Below are 18,252 nucleotides of genomic sequence, written 5' to 3'. Positions count from 1 at the left end.
CCTTACTCCACCTGCAGGGTTTTCAGTTGCCAGGCCGAGCGGCTGTAATAGAGCTCCGAGCGCAGCTCCGGCTGGCTGTCGTAGGGATAGACGATGAATAGCGGGCCTTTGTCGCGCACCGGCATCGGTTTGCCGTTCAACAGCAAGGCCAGCACGATATTGAAGCGGGAGGCGTCTTCCAGTGGAATGTCGGTCTTGTAGTCGTTCAAGGCAATGGCCTTCAGCATCTTGCCCCTGGCGCCGACCAAGGCGAGCACGTCCTCCAGGTAGGGGCCGGTGAAGCGGCTGACGCCGGGCAGCCATGGCGTATGGGTGGCGATGGTGTGTTGCGGCAGCTTGCCGAGCATGGACATGTCGAACACCGCGTCATTGTCGTGGTTTTTGTTGCTGATCTGGCCGCTGATGGTCAGCACCACTTTGCCGGCGGGCTTCTCCAGCATGGCTTCGCCTTGAGCGCGCGGCGCGGCGGAAAACAGGAGCGGGATCGATATCAGGAGAACGCGCAGCGTACGCATGGTAAGGCTCCTTGATGATGGGGATTAAGCGGGGCCGGCATCGGCGGCCGGCGGCAGCGGGAAGCTTCCCTGGTGCTTCAACAGCCAGCGGCGAAAGCTTTCCGCATCGACCGGCGGGGAAATGTACGAGCCCTGCACCATTTCCACGTCCAGGTCTCGGCATAGTTGCCATTCGGCGAAAGAGGCGACGCCCTCGGCCACCACCTTCAGGCCTAGCTGGCGCCCCAGTTCGGCGCTGGCGCGCAGGATGGACATATTGGTGGGGTTCTGCAGCGCGTCGATGACGAAGCCTTTGTCTATTTTCAGCTCGGTGAACGGGATGCGGGACAGACGGTCCATGCTGGCGAATCCGGTGCCGAAATCGTCTATCGACAGTCCGGCGCCCTTCAGCCGCAGGCGCGACAGCACTTCCAGCGCCCGGGTTGGATTGGCCATCAGGCCGCTTTCGGTGACTTCCACCGTCAGCCGCGACATGGGAAAGCCATTGTTGCGCAAGATGGCCTCGAATTCGGCGACCAAGCTGGTTTCGCTCAGCGAGGCCATCGACAGGTTGATCGACATGTGGAGCGGCGGATCTGGCGGCAGCTTGGCCACGATCTGCGCGGCATCGTCCAGCAGGCGCTTGGTGAGATCCGTGATCAGGCCGGAAGTCTCCGCTAGTTCGATGAACTGGAGCGGGCTGGTGAGCCCGAGACGGGGGTGCTGCCAGCGCGCCAGCACTTCGACTGAGCGGACCACTCCCGACGCCATTTCCACTTGCGGCTGGAAAAAGGGGCGGAACTCGCCTTTTTCGATGCCGGTGCGCAAATCGTCTTCCGAGGGGTGGCTGATATTGCCGGGTCGGCGGATGCTAGGCGGCGGCTGGCTCAGTAGCGCCTGCAGGTGCTGGTGGTTGATGGGTTTGGGCAGCAGGCCGGCCAGCCACAGGTCGTACAGGCGCGCGAGTTCGGCTACCGATTCGAGCACGCGCTCGTCGAAGCCGCTGGAAATCAGCAGCTTGCCTTGATAGCCGCGCTCGCCCAGATGGCGGACGAATTCGATGCCGTCCATCCGCGGCATGTCCAGGTCGCAGAAAATCACGTCGAACAACCGGTCGCCGGCGTCCAGCTGGATCAGCGCGTCTATGCCGTCGTTGGCTACCGCGATATTGTCATGGCCGAGCCGGCGCAACACCATCAGCAGGAATTGCTGAGATACGGCATCGTCATCCACGATCAGTATCTGGTGCATTGCCTCTCCTCGGCGGAAGCGTCCGGTTGCAAGCGCGCGCTCTGCATTATAGCGGGCATTGCGCGGGAGTCCGCCGAGGGAGAGAGGTCAGGCTGCCTGGCCTATGTCCAATTGACAGATCTTGCCGTTGGCGTCGAGGCGGAACTTGAAACAGGCGTCGAAGTCGCCCCAGCGGTCGCTGTGGAAGGCGCCGTAGATGTCCAGCCCCTGGTTTTCCACGCGGTCGATGCGGGTGAAGCGCTCGTGGCCCATGGCATGTTCGCTGAATTTGTGGAAGTTGGCGGGCAGGCCGTCGTCGGTTAGGGTCGCGTCGGGGACGAATTGCTCCAGCCAAATGATTTCGTTGCCTTGCTGCAACGCTTCTATCGCCAGCCGCACCACCGGCTGGGTGAGCATGTCCAGATCCATGAGGTTCTCCTTGGTGCAAAACTTCCCGCTCGCCTTGACCTTTCTGGCAAAGGCCGCGCGCATGGCGATGTCGCCTTGTTGCCGCCGCGGCGGGCGCGGCAAAATCGCAGCGGTCCGATCACTTGCAACTTGATGTCCAGCCGGCACTGTCTGGAGCCGTGCGGCTTGGATGGCCACGTCACCGCGCCGGCGGCAAACGGGGATGCCGCAGGCGCAAGGCATGCGGCGCCGCGGCCCACATGGAGCCACAGTACGCTATAGCCAAGGCGCGGGTGAATTGCAATCGCAGGCTGGGCCATGGCCGTGCTCGCTGGGCGGTTTGCCGTTACAATGGCGCCTCGTTGAATAGACACCAACCTGGTACTGGATTTTTTATGTTGCGTATTTCCGAACTGAAACTGCCGCTGGATCACTCCCCGGAGGAGTTGGCGGCTGCCGTTGCCGGCTTTTTGAAGATCGCGGCCGGTGACGTTCGCGGCTTTACCGTGTTCAAGCGCAGCTACGACGCGCGCAAGGGCGTGATGAGCCTGGTTTACATCATCGACGTCGATGCGGTCGATGAAGACAAACTGTTCTCCCGCTTCAAGGGCGACCGCCGGGTGATGCCCACCCCGGACACCGATTACTACTATGCCGGCCAGGCGCCGGCCGAGCTGAAACAGCGCCCGCTGGTGGTCGGCTTCGGTCCCTGCGGCATTTTCGCCGCGCTGATCCTGGCCCAGATGGGCTTCAAGCCCATTGTGCTGGAGCGCGGCAAGGAAGTGCGTCAGCGCACCAAGGACACCTGGGGCCTGTGGCGCAAGAGCGAACTCAATACCGAATCCAACGTGCAATACGGCGAAGGCGGCGCCGGCACCTTCTCCGACGGCAAGCTGTACAGCCAGATCAAAGACCCCCGCCATCTGGGCCGCAAGGTGCTGACCGAATTCGTCAAGGCCGGCGCGCCGGAGGAAATCCTCTACTTGGCCCGCCCGCACATCGGCACCTTCCGTCTGGTTTCCATGGTGGAGAATATGCGTGCCGAAATCATCGCGCTGGGCGGCGAGATCCGCTTTGAGCAGCGGGTGGACGATCTGATCCTGGATGGCGACCGCGTGCGCGGCGTGAAGTTGGCCGACGGCGGCGAGATTTTCAGCGATCACGTGGTGCTGGCGCTGGGCCACAGCGCGCGCGACACTTTCCAGATGCTGGAACAGCGCGGCGTTTATATGGAAGCCAAGCCGTTCTCCATCGGCGTGCGCATCGAGCATCCGCAATCGCTGATCGACGCGGCGCGCTGGGGCAAGTACGCCGGCCACCCGATTCTGGGCGCGGCGGACTACAAGTTGGTGCACCACGCCAGCAATGGACGAGCGGTCTACAGCTTCTGCATGTGCCCGGGCGGCACCGTGGTGGCGGCCACTTCGGAAGAGAAGCGCGTGGTCACCAACGGCATGAGCCAGTACTCGCGCAACGAGCGCAACGCCAACTCCGGCTTCGTGGTCAGCATTTCGCCGGAGGTGGACTACCCGGGCGGCCCGCTGGCGGGCCTGGATTTCCAGCGCGAACTGGAAAGCAAGGCGTATGAGCTGGGCGGCGGCGACTACTTCGCCCCGGCGCAATTGCTGGGCGACTTCATGGCCGGCAAGGCGTCCACCAAGCTGGGCGAGGTGGAGCCGTCGTACAAGCCGGGCGTGACCATGACCGACCTCGCGCGCATCCTGCCGGACTTCTGCGTGGAGGCGATGCGCGAGGCGATTCCGCATTTCGCGCGCCAGATCCGCGGCTACGACCTCAACGACGCGGTGCTGACCGGACTAGAAACCCGCACCAGCTCGCCGCTGCGCATCACCCGCGGCGAAGACCTGCAGAGCCTGAACATCAAAGGCCTGTTCCCGGCGGGCGAGGGCGCCGGTTACGCCGGCGGCATCTTGTCGGCCGGCGTGGACGGCATCAAGATCGCCGAGGCGGTCGCGCAGGCGATCCTGGCAGGCCGCTGAGGCAGTTTGCCGCCGCGAAGCCTCTGAAACCCGCCGGTTTGCCGGCGGGTTTTTCACGGCCGCTCATAAGTACTATTTCTTAGTCCCGCTCATATGCGCTTTCTCCGTGCATCCGGACTCCTAAGGTTATAAGGCAGCACCCCAGCCTTGCGCCTCGCGCGCTTTTTAGGAGGATGAGATGGAAATTCCTGTTCTCGGCGCCAGTTTGAATCGAATCACCGATCGCAGCCTGAACGAGTTGGAAAGCGACAAGTCGGCGGCCCGCGCCATCATTCAGGCTGCGGTCAGCGTGGAGTTGTTCACCATCCCGCTGTACATGACCACCATGTACTCCATTCAGGGCACCCACCAGATCAACAGCAAGAACCTGGATTATTATCGCGGCCGCCAATGGCCGGGCTCCGCGCCCGTCAGCCAGCCGCGCAACAGCAACGAGCGCGCGTTCAATGTCATTTTCAGCGTGTTCATCCAGGAAATGCTGCATCTGCAGATGGCGGCCAACCTGGCCACGGCGATGGGCGTGCAGCCCGACTTCACGCCGCCGGGACTGGTGGACCAGCGGCTGGGCTGGATCTGCTACGGGCCGCAGCAGTCGATGCTGCCGCATATCATCGACCTGCGCGATACCAGCACCTACAACAAGGTGCGGGTCAATCTGGAGGCCTTGAACGAAAACCAGATCGAATTGTTCCGCGCTATCGAGCAGCCGGAAGGCGCGGCGCGGGCCGAGCTGGCCAGGCAGCCGCCGCCGGTGCAGGCCAAGTATTTCCCGAAAGTGCCTTTCGCCGGCTGGAAGCCGGACATGGGGGTGCAGAACCTGCCGCTGTTCGGCACCATAGGCTGGATGTACGAGTGCTTGGCCCAATATGTCAGCATCGAATACGCCAGCGGCAAGTCGCTGTGGGACTACCTGACCAGCGCAGACCAGCCAGGGGTGACGGCAGGGGCGAATTCGGTACAGCAGGATTTGTTCAATGCCCAGGGCGGCGGCCACCCGATGCGGGAATTTCCGCAGCTGTCGACGCTGTTCGTCCCGGAAGACTTCAGCGGCAAAGATCGCTCGTTCAACAAGGCCATCGACATGATGGCGGCCATCACCGATCAGGGCGAGGGCGCGCAGACTAGCCTCAGTCGCTATCGCCGCGGCGGCATGCTGCAAGAAGTGAAGGAGCCCTACCGCGAGGACCGCAAGGCGCTGGAGGTGGACTATCCGTCCTACGACGGCGCCGGCAAGCCGGTGCCGTCGGCCGATGCCGCCGCGCGCTGCGACAGCGCCGCCTGGACCCACTACGAGCGTTTCGCCGAACTGTACGCGTTGCTGCGGCAGGTGGAAACCTGGGAGCAATGGCATGCCAAAGGCAATCGCTGGACGGCGGACATGCTGAAAAATCCGGCGTACGACCCGGCCATCGCGCCGAAGAACATCCCGTCTCCGAGCCAAGTGGCCGACGCGCTGAACACGCTGAAGCAGGACCCGTCGATGTTCCGGGTGCTGAGCTTCGTATCGGCGGGCGCCATCGCCGGCGTCACCACGGTGTTGAACACCTACTGGCAGAAGCAGCAGACCACTTTTCCATATCCTTCCATGGTGGGTTCGGGCGACCGCGTTTCCTTGTGCTGGGCGGCTTTGGGCAAGGCGCCCAATCTGGCGCTGGGCGTCGGGCAGCGCGAAGCCGGCAAGCTGTACCACGCATGCCAGGGCATGAATCTGGACGGCTCAAGCGGGGAAACCTGCGCGGCGATCGAGGTTTACCACACCTGCCGCGGCTCCAACAGCTGCAAGGCGGAAGGCGGCTGCGGCTTTGTGCAGAGCGACAAGGGCGGCGGCTCCTGTTCGGCGATGCGCCGCGCCGCGCCGAATTTGAACGCGGCCGCCGGCGCGCAGTGCTGCATGCCGCCGGAGCCAACCCCGCCCACGGATGCCTTCAGCGCGCCAAGCGACAACAAGTGCGCCAGCTTCGGCGGCTGCGCGGTGCCGATTTCGGCGTCGCAATTGTTCCCTAGCCAGGGCACGATGCTGCTGTACAAATTCGTCGGACCGATGCATGCCAGCGAGCCGTTGCCGAAGACGCTGGATTTCGCCGTCGGCGAATCGGTATACGACAAGGCCTGGCAAGCCTATCGCGAAGTGATGGCCGCCAGCGGCGGCAAACCTGCCGGCGATCCGCCGACGCCTACGCCGCTGCGGGTGGCCCTGCCGCCCTCGACCTGAAAAGGAGCGCGATGTGACCTTGCCCCGTTTGGGTTTGCCGAACCTGGGCTTCGGCGTCGGCTTGCGCAATGTGCATTTCCAGCACCTTGCCGAGCACGGCGCCGGCGTCGACTGGTTCGAGATCATCAGCGAGAACTTCATCGGCCACCGCGGCTACGCCCGGCACATGCTGGACCAGCTGCGGCAGCAGGTTCCCATCGTCATGCATGGGGTGTCGCTGTCGATAGGCGGCAGCGACCCGCTGAACCGGGGCTATCTGGAACAACTGCGCCGGCTGGCCGATGAGTTGCGGCCGGCGTGGTTGTCCGACCACCTGTGCTGGACCGGCGTGGCGTCGGTCAATTCCCACGACCTGCTGCCGATGCCGTTGACCGAGGAAAGCTATCGCCATGTGCGGGACCGCGTGCTGCAGGTCCAGGACTTTTTGGGCCGCCCGCTGGTGCTGGAAAATCCCAGCAGCTATCTGCAGTTTTCCCACTCCACGATGCCGGAATGGGCGTTTTTGTCCCGGCTGGCCGAGGCATGCGGCTGCGGCCTGCTGCTGGACGTCAACAACGTCTACGTTTCCGGCTACAACCACGGCTTCGATCCGGAGCACTATATCCGCCAGCTGCCGGCCGACCATATCGTGCAAATCCACCTGGCAGGGCCGAGCGACTGCGGCGATTGCCTGATCGATACCCACGACCATCCGGTGCCGGAGCGCGTCTGGCAGCTCTACCTCTTGGCGCAGCGGCTTTGCGGCGGCGTCAGCACGCTGCTGGAGTGGGATGCCGACATTCCGCCGTATCCGGAGCTGCTGGCAGAATTGGACAAGGCCAGGCGCTTGCTGGCCGAATACGCGCCGCAGGCGCTGCCGGGAGGAAAGGAAAGCCATGAGCCGGCCTGCCTTGCTTGACAGCCAGACGTGGCTGCTGACGGCGATGACGGCCGGCGGCGCGCTGGAGCAGGGCCTGGCGCTGGCGCGGTCCCGCTGCGGGCTGGGCGAAGACCTGGTGGCCGAGCCGCCGCGCGGCAAGCGGCGCGATCGCATCGGCGTATATCAGCATGGCTATTGGGCGCGGCTGCTGGAGTGCCTGCGCGCCGACTATCCGATGCTGCTCGTCTTGCTGGGCCAGCCCTTGTTCGACCTGCTGGCGCGCGGCTACATCGCGTCGCGGCCATCGCGCTCGCCGTCGCTGCATGACTTGGGCGCGGATTTCGCCGATTTTCTGGCGGCCAGCCAGCCAGACCCGGACGCGGCGGAGTGCCGGCTGCCGGTGGAGCTGGCGCGGCTGGAGCGGGCCCATGCCGAGATAGGCCGGGCGGAAGGCGTGGAGGGCGCGTCGCCGCCGCCATTCGACGACTGGCTGGTCCTGCTGGGCGCGGAGAGTCCGTTGGCCGGCATGGCGCTGCCGGACAGCGTGCGGCTGCTGAAAACCAGTCTGCCGCTCCTGGCCTGCTGGCATGAGCTGCAGCGCGGACAGCGACTGGCGGTGCCGGCATTGGCGGAAGGGCGCTTGGCGCTGGCGCGGCGGCAATGGCGAGTGAGCGCGCACGAGCTGGAGCCGTGGCAATTCGAGTTGTTGCAGGCTATGGCGCGGCTGGGCGGCGGCGAAAAGGCTTTGTCCGAGGCGGCCGAGCAAGCCGGCGTAGAGGCGGCCTGGCTGCGCGCCCGGGCCGCCGCTTGGCTGCCGACGGCGCAGGACTTGGGGCTGGTGCGCCGCCGCGAGGCGGTTTGAGCCGGCGCGGACAAAAAGAAAGCGGAAGCGCTAGGCTTCCGCTGGCGTGGCGGGCAAGGACGGGGCGGCGCTTCAGCCGGCGGCGTCCTGCAGATTTTTAGGGCCAAAGGCTCCGGGCAGCAGCGCGTCCAGCGTGGCGTCTATCACGTCGCCGCCGTCGCAGATCGCGCGTACCCGCATCGTCGGCCCGAACTCATTCAGCACCTGGCGGCAGGCGCCGCAGGGCGGGGTGGGCGTCGCGGTGGGAGTGTAGATGCAGACCGCCACCACCTCGCGCATGCCGTGGTTGACGCGGGCCGAGTACACCGCGGTGCGTTCCGCGCAGTTGCCCAGGCTGTATGAGGCGTTTTCCACATTGCAGCCGATGTGGATCTTGCCGGCGCCGTCGAGAATGGCGGCGCCGACGGAAAACTTGCTGTATGGCGCGTAGGCTTGGCTGGCCGCCTGCCGGGCGGCGGTTTCCAGTTCGGCCCATTGTGCCTTGCTGGGTGCTTGTTGATTGCTGGTCATGCTGCCTCCATAAAACCAGGTCGGCGACGGATGATGCGCCAGGACCCTTGCCTTGTCAATCCGGCGCCTGTCGAGCGTTGTCAGCGGCATTCTCCGCCGGCGGCGGGGGCGGCGTCCTTGTCCTGGCGCAAGTGGCGGCCGCAATAGGCCAGCATCGCTTCGGTCAACGCCTGCGACAGCCGCGACTCCACCCGCCAGTGGTGCCAGTAAAGCGGGATGTCCAGCCATTGGCCGGGAAACAGGTCCACCAGCCGTCCGCTGGCCAGGTCGTCGTCCAGCATCAGCTCCGGCAGCAGGCAATACGCCAGCCCCTGGCGGGTCAGCTCGACGAAGCCTTGGGCGGTGGGCACCGTCATGCAGGGGAAATGGCCCTGGTAGCCGGCGGCCTGCAGCAGGAATTGCCCGTGCACGGCGTCCTTGCGGCTGAAGATGATGCTGGGCGCGCGCGCCAGCGCGGCATGGCTGACGCCGTCCGGAAAGTGGCGTTCGGCGAAGGCCGGCGTGGCCAGGCAGCGGTAGCGCATGGCGCCCAGATAGTGCTGGATGCCGCTCTGGATCGGCACCGGCCGGGTGCTGACGCAGCCTATCACATGGCCGGTGCGCATCAGTTCGTGAGTGTGGTCCTGGTCGTCCACCACGATGTCCAGCAGCAGGTCGTTTTCTTCCAGCGCAGGCGCCACCGCCTGCAGATACCAGGTGGCCAGGCTGTCGGCGTTGACGCCCACCGCCAGCGTGGTGAATTCGCGCTGCCGCGGCGCCGGGCTCAGCTGCCTCAACAGCTGGTTTTCCATCAACATCAGCTGCTGATGGTGCTGCAACAGCTGTCGCCCGGCCTCGGTGGGCTCGGCCGGCGAGGTGCGGGTCAGCACCGGTTGGCCAAGCTGTTCTTCCAGCTGGCGTATGCGCTGGGATACGGCCGACTGGGTCAGAAACAGCTTTTTCGCCGCCTTGTCGAAGCCGCCGGTTTCCGCCACCGCGGCCAGAGTCTGCAATTGTCGGGGATCAAGCACGAAACGCTTTCCAATGCCGCTAAAAAATAATTATCTGGTTAATAATGCCCGTGGACTTGCTTAAAAGCCAGCGCCGTGGCATTTTGGCAGGCTTCGGCGCAAGGCGCTTGCGCCGACAATAATCGCCTGCTTTCGGGCAGGCGGGCAAGACAGCAAGGAGGGCGCGTGCCGGCAGGAGCGCGCCCTGGCCACGACAGGCGCAGAAAACAAGATGCAGACGGATAATATGGCGCTCCTGGCAGGCATGTGCCGCTTTATCGGGATCCGGACCGAACACCTGGCCGCGTTGTCGCTTCAGGCCGACGCCTGTCTGGCGAGGAGCGAACTGCTGGCCAAGGAGCTGTACTGGCATTTGCTGAAGAGTCCGCAGGAGGCTGAGCCGTTGCAGCGGCACTACGGCGAGGCGATGGAAGCCCTGGCGGCGCGCCTGCTGCGGGAGTGGGAGGCTTTGCTGCGCGACCCGCTGGACGAAGGCGGCGCGCGCAAGCTGGCCGAGCAGGGCGAGCTGTATTGCCAGTTGGGCGTGAGCCTGGGCTGGCTGTTTGGCCTGTACGAGCGTTGCCAGACGCACCTGCTGGCGAGCCTGGCGGCCTTGCCCGGCGCCGCCGGCCAAGAGGCGCTCTCCCGCCTGCTGCGCAAGCGCATCCTACTGGACCAGATGCTGAAAATCCACGGCTACCAGCGCTTCCTGCATGGCGAGGCCGCGCGGCGGCGCGGGCACTTCCAGACAATGTCCAGCCTGTACGCCACCCTCAGCGGCGTCAGTCTCGCGCTGGCGGAAAGCCCGGACCGGCGCGCCTTGCTGCAGGCCGTATGCGACGTCTGCGTGCGCGAAGCCAAGTTCGGCATGGCCTGGATCGGCATGCTGGATCCGACCCGCCGCCATGTCCAGGTGGCGGCGCTGTCCAATTGCGGCATGACGCCGCTGACCAATGCCCCGAATGTCTCGGGCGACCCCGACAATCCATATGGACTCGGCCCCAGTGGCCGCGCCATCCGCAGCCGGGTGGTCCAGGTGGTGAACCACGCCAGGCGCGACGCCTCGCTGCAGCCCTGGCAGTCGGAATTGCGCCGCCACGGCATCAACAGCTTGCTGGTGGCGCCTTTGCTGGTCCGCGGCGAAGTGGTGGGCACCTTGTCGCTGTATTCGCGCGAGACCGCTTATTTCGACCAAGCGAAACTGGCGCTGTTCGATGTGATGGCGCGCGAGATAGGCCGCGCGCTGGAGCGGCTGGACGCGCTGGAGCGCAGCCACCGCGCCGAAACCGAACTGGCTTTCCTGGCCCGCCACGACGCGCTGACCGGCCTGCCCAACCGCAGCCAGATGCAGGAGTTGATCGCCAGGCTGCTGCAAGCCCGCTTCAACGACGGGCAAGTGGCGGTGATGGCCATCGCGGTGGAGGGTTTCCACGACATCAACGCCAGGCTGGGCTATGACGGCGGCGACGCGGTGCTGTGCGAGATGGCGCGGCGGCTGCGCCAGGCCATCTATCCGTTCGGCTACGTCGGCAGGGTGGGCGCGTCGCGCTTCATCGCGTGCTCGGAGCGGATCGATCAGCTGCAATCGCTGGCGGATGCCGTGCTGCAGAGCCTGCCGCGGCCGGTGGACGCGATGGGGGTGGCAGTGGAAATGCGCTGCAGCGTCGGCGCAGCGGTGAGCAGCCCAGGCCCTTGCGACGCCGCCGCGTTGTTGCGGCGCGCCGACTTGGCGCTGACCCGGGCCAAGGCCCAGGGCGGCGGCCATTTCCGCCATTACGACGCGGCGATGGATGAGGAAATCCACAAGCTGCACGCGCTGCGCAGCGCTTTCGCGCTGGCGATAGCGCGCGGCGAGCTGATGCTTTACTACCAGCCCAAGATCAATCTGCAAAACCACCGGATAGAAGGCGCCGAGGCGTTGGTGCGCTGGACGCGCGACGGCCAGCTGATCGCGCCGGGGGAGTTCTTCCCAGCGATAGAAAACACCGATCAGATGCGCGAGCTGGACTGGTGGGTGCTGCGCGAAGCGGTGCGCCAGGCTTGCGAGTGGCGCCAGCAGGGGCTGCCGATGCCGGTGAGCGTCAACCTGTCCGCCGCCACCATCAAGCACGACGATTTCCTGCGCACGCTGGAAGCGCTGTTGGAGGCCAATCCGCTGCCGGCCGGCTTCCTGGAGTTGGAGGTGCTGGAAAGCGTCACCCAGCAGGAGGCGGAGCAGATCACTTCCAAGCTGGAGCGCTGCCGCGACCTGGGCCTGTCGATCGCGCTGGACGATTTCGGCACCGGCGCCTCGTCGCTGGTGCATCTGCAGCAGTTGCCATTCGACACCATCAAGATCGATCAGCGTTTCGTGCGCTTGTTGCTGGAAATGCCGGGCAACGAAGCCATCATCCGCAGCATGGTGTCCTTCGCCCACTATACCGGGCGCAAGCTGGTGGTGGAGGGGGTGGAAAGCCGCGCCATCTGGAGCCGCTTGCTGGAGATAGGCTGCCATGACGGCCAGGGTTACGGCATTTCGCCGCCGCTGGCCGCCGCCGAGTTGCCGGCGTGGACCCGAAATTGGCTGCGCAAGGGTGCGACGGCAGATATTAATAATTCTTATGTATCATGATTTTTATTAGTTTTACTGAATGAAAATGCGCAGGTAGTCTGTAATAGAATAATTTTGGAGCAGACTGTGTTCAACTTCAGCGTATTTCTTTCCGCACTGGGCATTTCCTTCAGCCAGATCGTGGGCATCGGCCCGCAGAACGCTTACGTGCTGCGCCAGGGCATCGGTCGCAGCCATGTGGTGCCCATCATCCTGATTTGCATCGTGGCCGACATTCTGCTGATCGCCAGCGGCGTGCTGGGCATGGGCAAGGTGGTGGCCGGCATTCCCGGTTTTGTCGGCGTGGTCGCCTGGGGCGGCGCGGCTTTCATCCTGTGGCTGGGCTTCAAATCCTTCCGCTCCGCCTTTTCCGCCGGCGCGATGTCGCTGGAGGGCAGCGTGGAGCGCGACCGCAAGCGCGCCATCCGCACCATTTTGGCGGTTACGTTGCTCAATCCCTATGTCTGGCTGGATACCGTGGTGCTGATAGGCGGCGTGTCCTCGGTGTACGGCGAGCACGGCGCGCTGTCCTTCCTGCTGGGCAGCCTGTGCGCGTCGGTGCTGTGGTTCGGCGCCATCGGGCTGTTCGCCGGCAAGCTGGCGCCGCTGTTCCAGAAACCATCCAGCTGGAAGGTGCTGGATTGCGTGATCGGTCTGGTGATGCTGTTCACCGCGGCGATGCTGATCGGCAACTACGGCTTGTCCGCGCCGCTGCCGCTGTGATCCTGGGCCGGCAGGCAAGCCAGCAGCGCCTGTAGCGCGGGAAGCTCCTGCGCCTGCGCCGCGTGGCACAGGCCGACGCGGCGCGTCAACGTGGCGCCGGCCAGCGGAATGGGCGCAAGCCCGTCCGCGCCCGCCAGCAGTGAGGCCGGCAGCAATGCCAAGCCCAGTCCCGCCGCCGCCATGCGCGCGGCCAGCCGCAGGCTGCCGGCCTGTGCCGCCAGCGCCAGTTCCGGCGCCACCGCGCCATGCAGATCCAGCAGGCGCTGATGCGACGCGTGCGCCGGGCAGGTGACCCAGTCGGCGCCGGCCAGTTCGCTCATCTCCACCTGCCGCCGTTCCGCCAGCGCATGTCTGGCCGTAACCGCCAGCACAAAACTTTCCTCCCATAGCGGGACAAACAGCTCGTCCTCGCAGCGGCTGTCCTCCGCCGCCAGCCTGGCGTCGCCGACGCAGCCTTCCTCCACGCTGAGCAGAATGGCCGGCGAGGCCCGCGCGGCCATGGCGAGAAATGCTTCCAGCTGCCCGGGGCCGACATCTGCGTCCACGCCCAGGGTCAGCGGCAGGCAATCGTGCGGCTGGCGGAACATCCGCGCCAGCGCCTCGGCCTGGGCCACCAGCCGCCTGGCCTGCGGATACAGCAGCCGGGCTTCCTCGCTGACCTCCACGCCGCGCGGCAGCCGTTCGAACAGCTGCGCGCCCAGCGCCTCTTCCAATTGGCGGATGGTGACCGACAGCGTTGGCTGGGTGACGAACAGCCGCTGGGCGGCCAGCGTGATGCTGCGTTCCTCGAAAACCGCGATGAAGGCCTTTAGTTGACGGATATCCATAGAAAATTTCGATGCCAGGTAGAGATTTTTATCATTTTTCAGAGCCGCACTGCGATGAATATACTCCAGCCATCAAAAACACATCGTATTTTTCTATGGAGAGCCCAATTATGACTAAAGCCCTGATCGTGATCACCGGCGCCAGTTCCGGCATCGGCGCCGCCGCCGCCAAACTGTTTTCCCAGCAAGGCCACCCGCTGCTGTTGCTGGCGCGCCGCATCGACCGCCTGCAGGCCCTGGATTTGCCGGACACCCTGTGCCGGCAGGTGGACGTGACCGATCGCGCCGCGATGCTGGCGGCGGTGGCCGAGGCGGAGGCCCGCTTCGGTCCGGCCGACGCCATCGTCAACAACGCCGGCGTGATGCTGCTGGGCGCGCTGGCGCGGCAGGACCCGGACGAATGGCAGGCGATGCTGGACGTCAACGTCAAGGGCCTGCTCAACGGCATCCACGCGGTGCTGGCCGGCATGCAGGCGCGCGGCCGCGGCAGCATCATCAACATCAGCTCGATCGCCGGGCGGAAAACCTTTCCCAGCCACGCGGCCTATTGCGGCACCAAGTTCGCCGTGCACGCCATTTCGGAGAATTTGCGCGAGGAGGTGGCGGGCAGCGGCGTGCGGGTGATCACCATTGCCCCGGGCGCGGTGGAGACCGAGCTTTTGGGCCACACCACCGACGAGGCGATCAAGGCAGGCTACCAGGAGTGGAAGCAGGGCATTGGCGGCGTGCTGGAGGCGCAGGACGTGGCCGAGGCCATCGCCTACGCCTATGGCCAGCCGCAGCGGGTATGCATCCGCGAGATCGTGCTGGCGGCGACCGGGCAGGCGGCCTGAGTCCGGATCGGCTTGACGGAAAAGGGGCGGCAATGGGCCGCCCTTTTTTTATTCAGTATCTGCAGAGATTGTCTGATCTTGATGTAAATAATACATTGACATATAACGAGCATATTGAATTGAATTTTTAGGCAAAATAATTCTTTCAAAATGATTTATTTATATCGCATAAACAAATCTCCCTGATGTAACAACCCAAGGAGAAAGAGATCATGACAAGGAAAATCTTCAACGCGGCAGCCCTGGCAGTGGCGATCGCGGGACAGGCGGCCGGCGCGCTGGCCATGCCGGTCAGCAACGCCTACATCCAGTCCAGCGCCAATGAGATCCGCGGCCAGCTCGGCTCGTACTCCCGCCCGACGGTGTATGTCGACCAGTCGGCCTGCGGCGAAGGCCAGGCCAGCGCGATGGCTTGCGGTCCGTACACCATCAGCGTCGGCGTCGGCTTCCTGCAGCAGCAGGAAAGCAGCTACGGCAACTACGTGGCCAAGTTCATCCTGGCGCACGAATGGGGCCACACCATCCAGTTCACCCGCGGCATCAACCGCCAGCCGCCGATGCAAGAGCTGCAGGCGGACTGCGTGGGCGGCACCTTCGCCAAGTACGCCGAGACCAATCTGCGCTACCCAAGCTTCATCGAAAACGCGGTGGCCTCCGCCCGCGACGCGGCCGACTACGCCGAGCACGGCACGCCGTCGCAACGCGACTACTACTCGCGCTACGGCTACGCCAACGGCCTCAACACTTGCCTGAACCGGATCTGACATGAGGGGCGCACCCTTGTTGCTCGTCGCCGCCGTTGGGACGGCGGTGGCGGCGGGCTGGCTATGGGGGCCCCGCGCGCAGGGGCCGGCGGCCGGGGCGACGCATGCGTCGCAACCGACTTCCGGCCCGGCGGCGGGACGGGCGGTGGCGGCCGCGGCGCCGGCTGACGGCTTCAGCTTCGCGGTGGGCGGCAATCCCGCTGTCCAAGGCCAGGCGGCGCCGCCGCCGGAAACGCCGGCCGAGCGCCAGCGCAAGCAGCAGTTGCGCAAGCTTGGCTACCAGATCGAGGCGCGCTATTACCAGATGTCGCTGGCGCAACTGCGCGAGCTGGCGAAGCAAGGCAACGTGCAGGCCTTGACGCATCTGGCCGAGCGCTACCTGTTCCAGCTGGACGGCCATCCGGGCGAGCCCGGCTACGAGGCTGGCTTCCGCTACCGCGACGAAGCGCGCGAGGCGCTGCAGCAGGCCTACGCGCTGGGCAATATGCATGCGGCGGCGATGATTTCGGAGAGCTATCTGCTGGAAAAACAGCCGCTGGAGGCCGCGGCCTGGAACCAGGTGGCGCGCCGTTCAGGCGATGCGCTCAGCGCCGACTGGTTCCTGAAGACCAAGGACTACCAGGCGCTGACCGATCAGCAGAAGGCCGGCGCGGCGCAACGGGCGGATCAGCTGATGCAATCGCTCGCGCGGCGCAAACCGGCATAGGGCGGCATGCGCGGCTCTTCAGCGCGGCTTAGGCTTCGCCGCGGCGCCGCGCACCTCGAACTTCACCTTCTCCACGCTCTTGCCGTCGCCGGCGCGCAACTCCAGCCGATGCCGGCCCGGCCAGGGAAACCAGGCCAGCTCCGCGCCATTGCCCAGCTTCTTGCCATCCAGCCACCACTGCGGCTTGGCGACGCCGCGCGCGCGCAGCACCATGCGCTGGTTGGCCGGCGGAATGTCCGGGTCGAGCGCGAAGATGCTGCCGTCCACCGGCGCGGCGATGCCCGGCGTCAGGTCGGCGGCGGAGCCCTTTTGCGGCACGATCAGCGCGCGCTGGGTGCCGGCCAGGAACCACTCGGTGCGCGGCGCGGCCACATCGCCCTGGTAACGCACGCGCTGGCGTGCCAGACCGGGCGGCGGCGCCGGAGGCTGCGATGGCGGCGCCGATTGCTGGGCGCGATCCAGCACCGTCTGCCACATCGGCGCCGCGCCATGCATGCCGGACACGTCCCACATCGGCTCGCCGCCGGCGTTGCCCACCCAGGCCGCCACCGTGTAGCGGCGCGAGAAGCCCACCGCCCAGTTGTCGCGCATATCCTTGCTGGTGCCGGTCTTCACCGCGCTCCAGTAACGGGTGGACAGCGCGCTTTCCAGCCCGAAGGTGAGCGCGCGCGCGGTGCGGTCGGACAGGATGTCGGCGATGATGAAGCTGCTGGCCGCATCCAGCAGCCGAGTCGGCTTCGCTTTGGCGTCGGCCAGCGTCCAGCGCGGCGGGCTGGCCAGGCCCTGGTTGGCCAGCGTGCGATAGGCGTTGGCCAGATCCAGCAGGCGGATGTCGGCCGCGCCCAGCGCCAGGCTGTAGCCGTAATAGTCGCCGTCTTCGGTCAGGCTGGCGAAGCCCAGCTGGACCAGCCGGTCGCGGAAGGCGTTGGGGGTGACCATTTCTATCGTCCGCACCGCCGGGATGTTCAATGACGACGCCAGCGCGGTGCGTACCGGCACCAGGCCCTTGAAATCTTTCGAGTAGTTTTGCGGCGCATAGAGTCCGGCGCCGGTTTGCAGGTCCAGCGGGCTGTCGTCCAGCAGCGAGGCGGCGGTCAGGTAGCGCTGTTGCAGCGCCATCTGGTAAAGAAAGGGTTTGAGCGAGGAGCCGGCCTGGCGCAGCGAGGTGACGCCGTCCACCTGGGCGGCATTGGACAGGCCGCGGCCGCTGGAACCCACCCAGGCCAGGATGTCGCCGCTCTGGTTGTCCAGCACCACCAGCGCGCCGTCCTGGACATTGCGTTGCGACAGCGCGGCCAGATGGCGGCGCAGCGCGGCGCTGGCATAGCGCTGCAACGGCAGGTCCAGCGTGGTGGCCACCCGGCTGCCGGCCGCCAGCTTTTGCCTTTGCAGCAGCTTTTGCGCGAAGTGCGGCGCGTCCTGTTCGGCCAGCGGGTTGGCGGCGCGGCTTTTGGCCAGCGCCTGCGCGGTGTGGACGGCGACGACGCCGCAGTCGGGCTTGCGGCCCATGTCCTGCAAAATGCGGCAGGCGCGGCCCGCCACCTTGTCCGGCGCGGCATTGGGCGCGCGGATCAAAGCCACCGCGATCGCCGACTCTTCCAGATTCAGCCCCGCCGGCAATTTGCCGAATAATGTGGACGACAACGAGGACAGCCCCACCAATTCGCCGCGGAACCCCACCAGATTGAGATAGGCCTCCAGAATCTCCGCCTTGCTCCAGTGCCGCTCCAGCCAGGCGGCGGACCAGGTCTGCCCCATCTTCTGCCATAGACTGCGCCCGCCCTTGCCGGCTTTCAGATCATCGTCCAGCAGGCCGGCCAGCTGCATGGTCAGCGTGGACGCGCCGCGGGTGCGGGTGTTCCACAAGTTGGCCCAGGCCGCCGCGGCCGCGCCGGACCAGTCCACTCCGCTGTGCTGGTAGAAGCGTTTGTCCTCGGACAGCACCAGCGCCTGGCGGAAGGCGGGCGAGGTGTCGGCCAGGCCAACCCAATCCTGCCGCCGCGCCTGTTTGTCCACCCTCAGCCGCTGCAGCACCTGGCCGTGGCGGTCCAGCAGCGTCACGTCGGACGGCTGCCAGGCGGCTTTCACTTCCTTGAAGGTGGGCTGCGCGCAGACGGGGGCGGAGAGGAGGGCGAGCAGGACGAGCGACAGCTTTGGCCGGCGGCGAGCCGAGGGGGCCGGCGCGAGCTTCCTGGCCGGTGCAATGTGATGGGATGAGTCGTTCAGCGGCATGGTGTGGTTTCGC

General features: G+C 65.8%; 16 protein-coding genes. 9 read left to right on the top strand and 7 right to left on the bottom strand.

Going from position 1 to position 18,252, the window contains the following annotated elements; all coding sequences use genetic code 11:
• Window positions 1-2 precede the first annotated feature (2 nt).
• The 3 genes from MY55_RS09010 to MY55_RS09000 all read right to left on the bottom strand — a co-directional run bounded on the left by MY55_RS09010 (window position 3) and on the right by MY55_RS09000 (window position 2,153).
• Window positions 3-515, bottom strand: a complete 513-nt coding sequence (locus tag MY55_RS09010) for a putative pterin-binding protein (protein ID WP_043572335.1) — start codon at window positions 513-515, stop codon at window positions 3-5.
• A gap of 24 nt (window positions 516-539) precedes the next feature.
• Window positions 540-1,745 carry an EAL domain-containing response regulator gene (locus MY55_RS09005; RefSeq protein WP_047237993.1) on the bottom strand — a complete coding sequence of 402 codons (1,206 nt, stop codon included), beginning with the start codon at window positions 1,743-1,745 and terminating at the stop codon, window positions 540-542.
• Window positions 1,746-1,832: 87 nt separating this feature from the next.
• On the bottom strand, window positions 1,833-2,153 hold the full coding sequence (locus MY55_RS09000) for a hypothetical protein (protein WP_043572332.1): 321 nt from the start codon (window positions 2,151-2,153) through the stop codon (window positions 1,833-1,835).
• A gap of 374 nt (window positions 2,154-2,527) precedes the next feature.
• Here MY55_RS09000 and MY55_RS08995 point away from each other — a divergent pair, with 374 nt between their 5' ends.
• The 4 genes from MY55_RS08995 to MY55_RS08980 all read left to right on the top strand — a co-directional run bounded on the left by MY55_RS08995 (window position 2,528) and on the right by MY55_RS08980 (window position 8,065).
• Window positions 2,528-4,132, top strand: coding sequence for an NAD(P)/FAD-dependent oxidoreductase (locus tag MY55_RS08995; protein WP_065202279.1), 1,605 nt, complete (start codon window positions 2,528-2,530; stop codon window positions 4,130-4,132).
• A 178-nt stretch (window positions 4,133-4,310) separates the two neighbouring features.
• On the top strand, window positions 4,311-6,344 hold the full coding sequence (locus MY55_RS08990; RefSeq protein WP_065202278.1) for a ferritin-like domain-containing protein: 2,034 nt from the start codon (window positions 4,311-4,313) through the stop codon (window positions 6,342-6,344).
• 13 nt (window positions 6,345-6,357) lie between these two features.
• Entirely contained in the window at window positions 6,358-7,242 is an 885-nt protein-coding gene (gene bufB, locus MY55_RS08985) for an MNIO family bufferin maturase (protein ID WP_081284657.1), read from the top strand.
• Window positions 7,220-8,065 carry an HvfC/BufC N-terminal domain-containing protein gene (locus MY55_RS08980; protein WP_065202277.1) on the top strand — a complete coding sequence of 282 codons (846 nt, stop codon included), beginning with the start codon at window positions 7,220-7,222 and terminating at the stop codon, window positions 8,063-8,065. The genes bufB and MY55_RS08980 overlap by 23 nt, the downstream gene beginning before the upstream one ends.
• Before the next feature lie 72 nt (window positions 8,066-8,137).
• Here MY55_RS08980 and MY55_RS08975 read toward each other — a convergent pair whose 3' ends face one another.
• On the bottom strand, window positions 8,138-8,575 hold the full coding sequence (locus MY55_RS08975; RefSeq protein ID WP_047249418.1) for a cytidine deaminase: 438 nt from the start codon (window positions 8,573-8,575) through the stop codon (window positions 8,138-8,140).
• Window positions 8,576-8,655: 80 nt separating this feature from the next.
• Window positions 8,656-9,585 (bottom strand): ArgP/LysG family DNA-binding transcriptional regulator, encoded by a 930-nt coding sequence (locus MY55_RS08970; protein WP_043572321.1) that lies wholly within the window; start codon window positions 9,583-9,585, stop codon window positions 8,656-8,658.
• A 211-nt stretch (window positions 9,586-9,796) separates the two neighbouring features.
• Between MY55_RS08970 and MY55_RS08965 the strand changes: the two genes are divergently transcribed.
• Both MY55_RS08965 and MY55_RS08960 read left to right on the top strand, forming a co-directional pair.
• Window positions 9,797-12,175, top strand: coding sequence for an EAL domain-containing protein (locus MY55_RS08965; RefSeq protein WP_047237986.1), 2,379 nt, complete (start codon window positions 9,797-9,799; stop codon window positions 12,173-12,175).
• 66 nt (window positions 12,176-12,241) lie between these two features.
• Entirely contained in the window at window positions 12,242-12,877 is a 636-nt protein-coding gene (locus MY55_RS08960; RefSeq protein ID WP_043572597.1) for a LysE/ArgO family amino acid transporter, read from the top strand.
• Here the strand turns inward: MY55_RS08960 and MY55_RS08955 are convergent.
• A complete protein-coding gene (locus MY55_RS08955; RefSeq protein ID WP_065202276.1) occupies window positions 12,847-13,704 on the bottom strand; it encodes a LysR family transcriptional regulator in 858 nt (285 codons plus the stop codon). The genes MY55_RS08960 and MY55_RS08955 overlap by 31 nt on opposite strands.
• A 110-nt stretch (window positions 13,705-13,814) precedes the next feature.
• Here MY55_RS08955 and MY55_RS08950 point away from each other — a divergent pair, with 110 nt between their 5' ends.
• The 3 genes from MY55_RS08950 to MY55_RS08940 all read left to right on the top strand — a co-directional run bounded on the left by MY55_RS08950 (window position 13,815) and on the right by MY55_RS08940 (window position 16,007).
• Complete coding sequence (locus MY55_RS08950; RefSeq protein WP_047243189.1) at window positions 13,815-14,537, top strand: SDR family oxidoreductase; 723 nt, start codon at window positions 13,815-13,817, stop codon at window positions 14,535-14,537.
• Between the two features lie 212 nt (window positions 14,538-14,749).
• Window positions 14,750-15,301, top strand: coding sequence for a neutral zinc metallopeptidase (locus tag MY55_RS08945; protein ID WP_043572313.1), 552 nt, complete (start codon window positions 14,750-14,752; stop codon window positions 15,299-15,301).
• Window position 15,302: 1 nt separating this feature from the next.
• On the top strand, window positions 15,303-16,007 hold the full coding sequence (locus tag MY55_RS08940) for a hypothetical protein (protein WP_155419288.1): 705 nt from the start codon (window positions 15,303-15,305) through the stop codon (window positions 16,005-16,007).
• Between the two features lie 18 nt (window positions 16,008-16,025).
• Here the strand turns inward: MY55_RS08940 and pbpC are convergent, their stop codons facing one another.
• Entirely contained in the window at window positions 16,026-18,239 is a 2,214-nt protein-coding gene (gene pbpC / locus MY55_RS08935) for a penicillin-binding protein 1C (protein WP_244270673.1), read from the bottom strand.
• Window positions 18,240-18,252 lie beyond the last annotated feature (13 nt).

Origin of the sequence: Chromobacterium subtsugae (assembly GCF_001676875.1) — a bacterium.
Lineage (GTDB): Bacteria > Pseudomonadota > Gammaproteobacteria > Burkholderiales > Chromobacteriaceae > Chromobacterium > Chromobacterium subtsugae.
Note: the sequence above shows the minus strand (reverse complement) of the source record. Positions and strands in the feature narration are given on the sequence as shown.

Bases quoted from the DNA above. Each gene is read 5' to 3' on its own strand.
- MY55_RS09010 (WP_043572335.1), bottom strand. From the start codon at position 515: ATGCGTACGCTGCGCGTTCTCCTGATATCGATCCCGCTCCTGTTTTCC.
- MY55_RS09005 (WP_047237993.1), bottom strand. From the start codon at position 1,745: ATGCACCAGATACTGATCGTGGATGACGATGCCGTATCTCAGCAATTC.
- MY55_RS09000 (WP_043572332.1), bottom strand. From the start codon at position 2,153: ATGGATCTGGACATGCTCACCCAGCCGGTGGTGCGGCTGGCGATAGAA.
- MY55_RS08995 (WP_065202279.1), top strand. From the start codon at position 2,528: ATGTTGCGTATTTCCGAACTGAAACTGCCGCTGGATCACTCCCCGGAG.
- MY55_RS08990 (WP_065202278.1), top strand. From the start codon at position 4,311: ATGGAAATTCCTGTTCTCGGCGCCAGTTTGAATCGAATCACCGATCGC.
- MY55_RS08980 (WP_065202277.1), top strand. From the start codon at position 7,220: ATGAGCCGGCCTGCCTTGCTTGACAGCCAGACGTGGCTGCTGACGGCG.
- MY55_RS08975 (WP_047249418.1), bottom strand. From the start codon at position 8,575: ATGACCAGCAATCAACAAGCACCCAGCAAGGCACAATGGGCCGAACTG.
- MY55_RS08965 (WP_047237986.1), top strand. From the start codon at position 9,797: ATGCAGACGGATAATATGGCGCTCCTGGCAGGCATGTGCCGCTTTATC.
- MY55_RS08955 (WP_065202276.1), bottom strand. From the start codon at position 13,704: ATGGATATCCGTCAACTAAAGGCCTTCATCGCGGTTTTCGAGGAACGC.
- MY55_RS08950 (WP_047243189.1), top strand. From the start codon at position 13,815: ATGACTAAAGCCCTGATCGTGATCACCGGCGCCAGTTCCGGCATCGGC.
- MY55_RS08945 (WP_043572313.1), top strand. From the start codon at position 14,750: ATGACAAGGAAAATCTTCAACGCGGCAGCCCTGGCAGTGGCGATCGCG.
- MY55_RS08940 (WP_155419288.1), top strand. From the start codon at position 15,303: ATGAGGGGCGCACCCTTGTTGCTCGTCGCCGCCGTTGGGACGGCGGTG.
- pbpC (WP_244270673.1), bottom strand. From the start codon at position 18,239: ATGCCGCTGAACGACTCATCCCATCACATTGCACCGGCCAGGAAGCTC.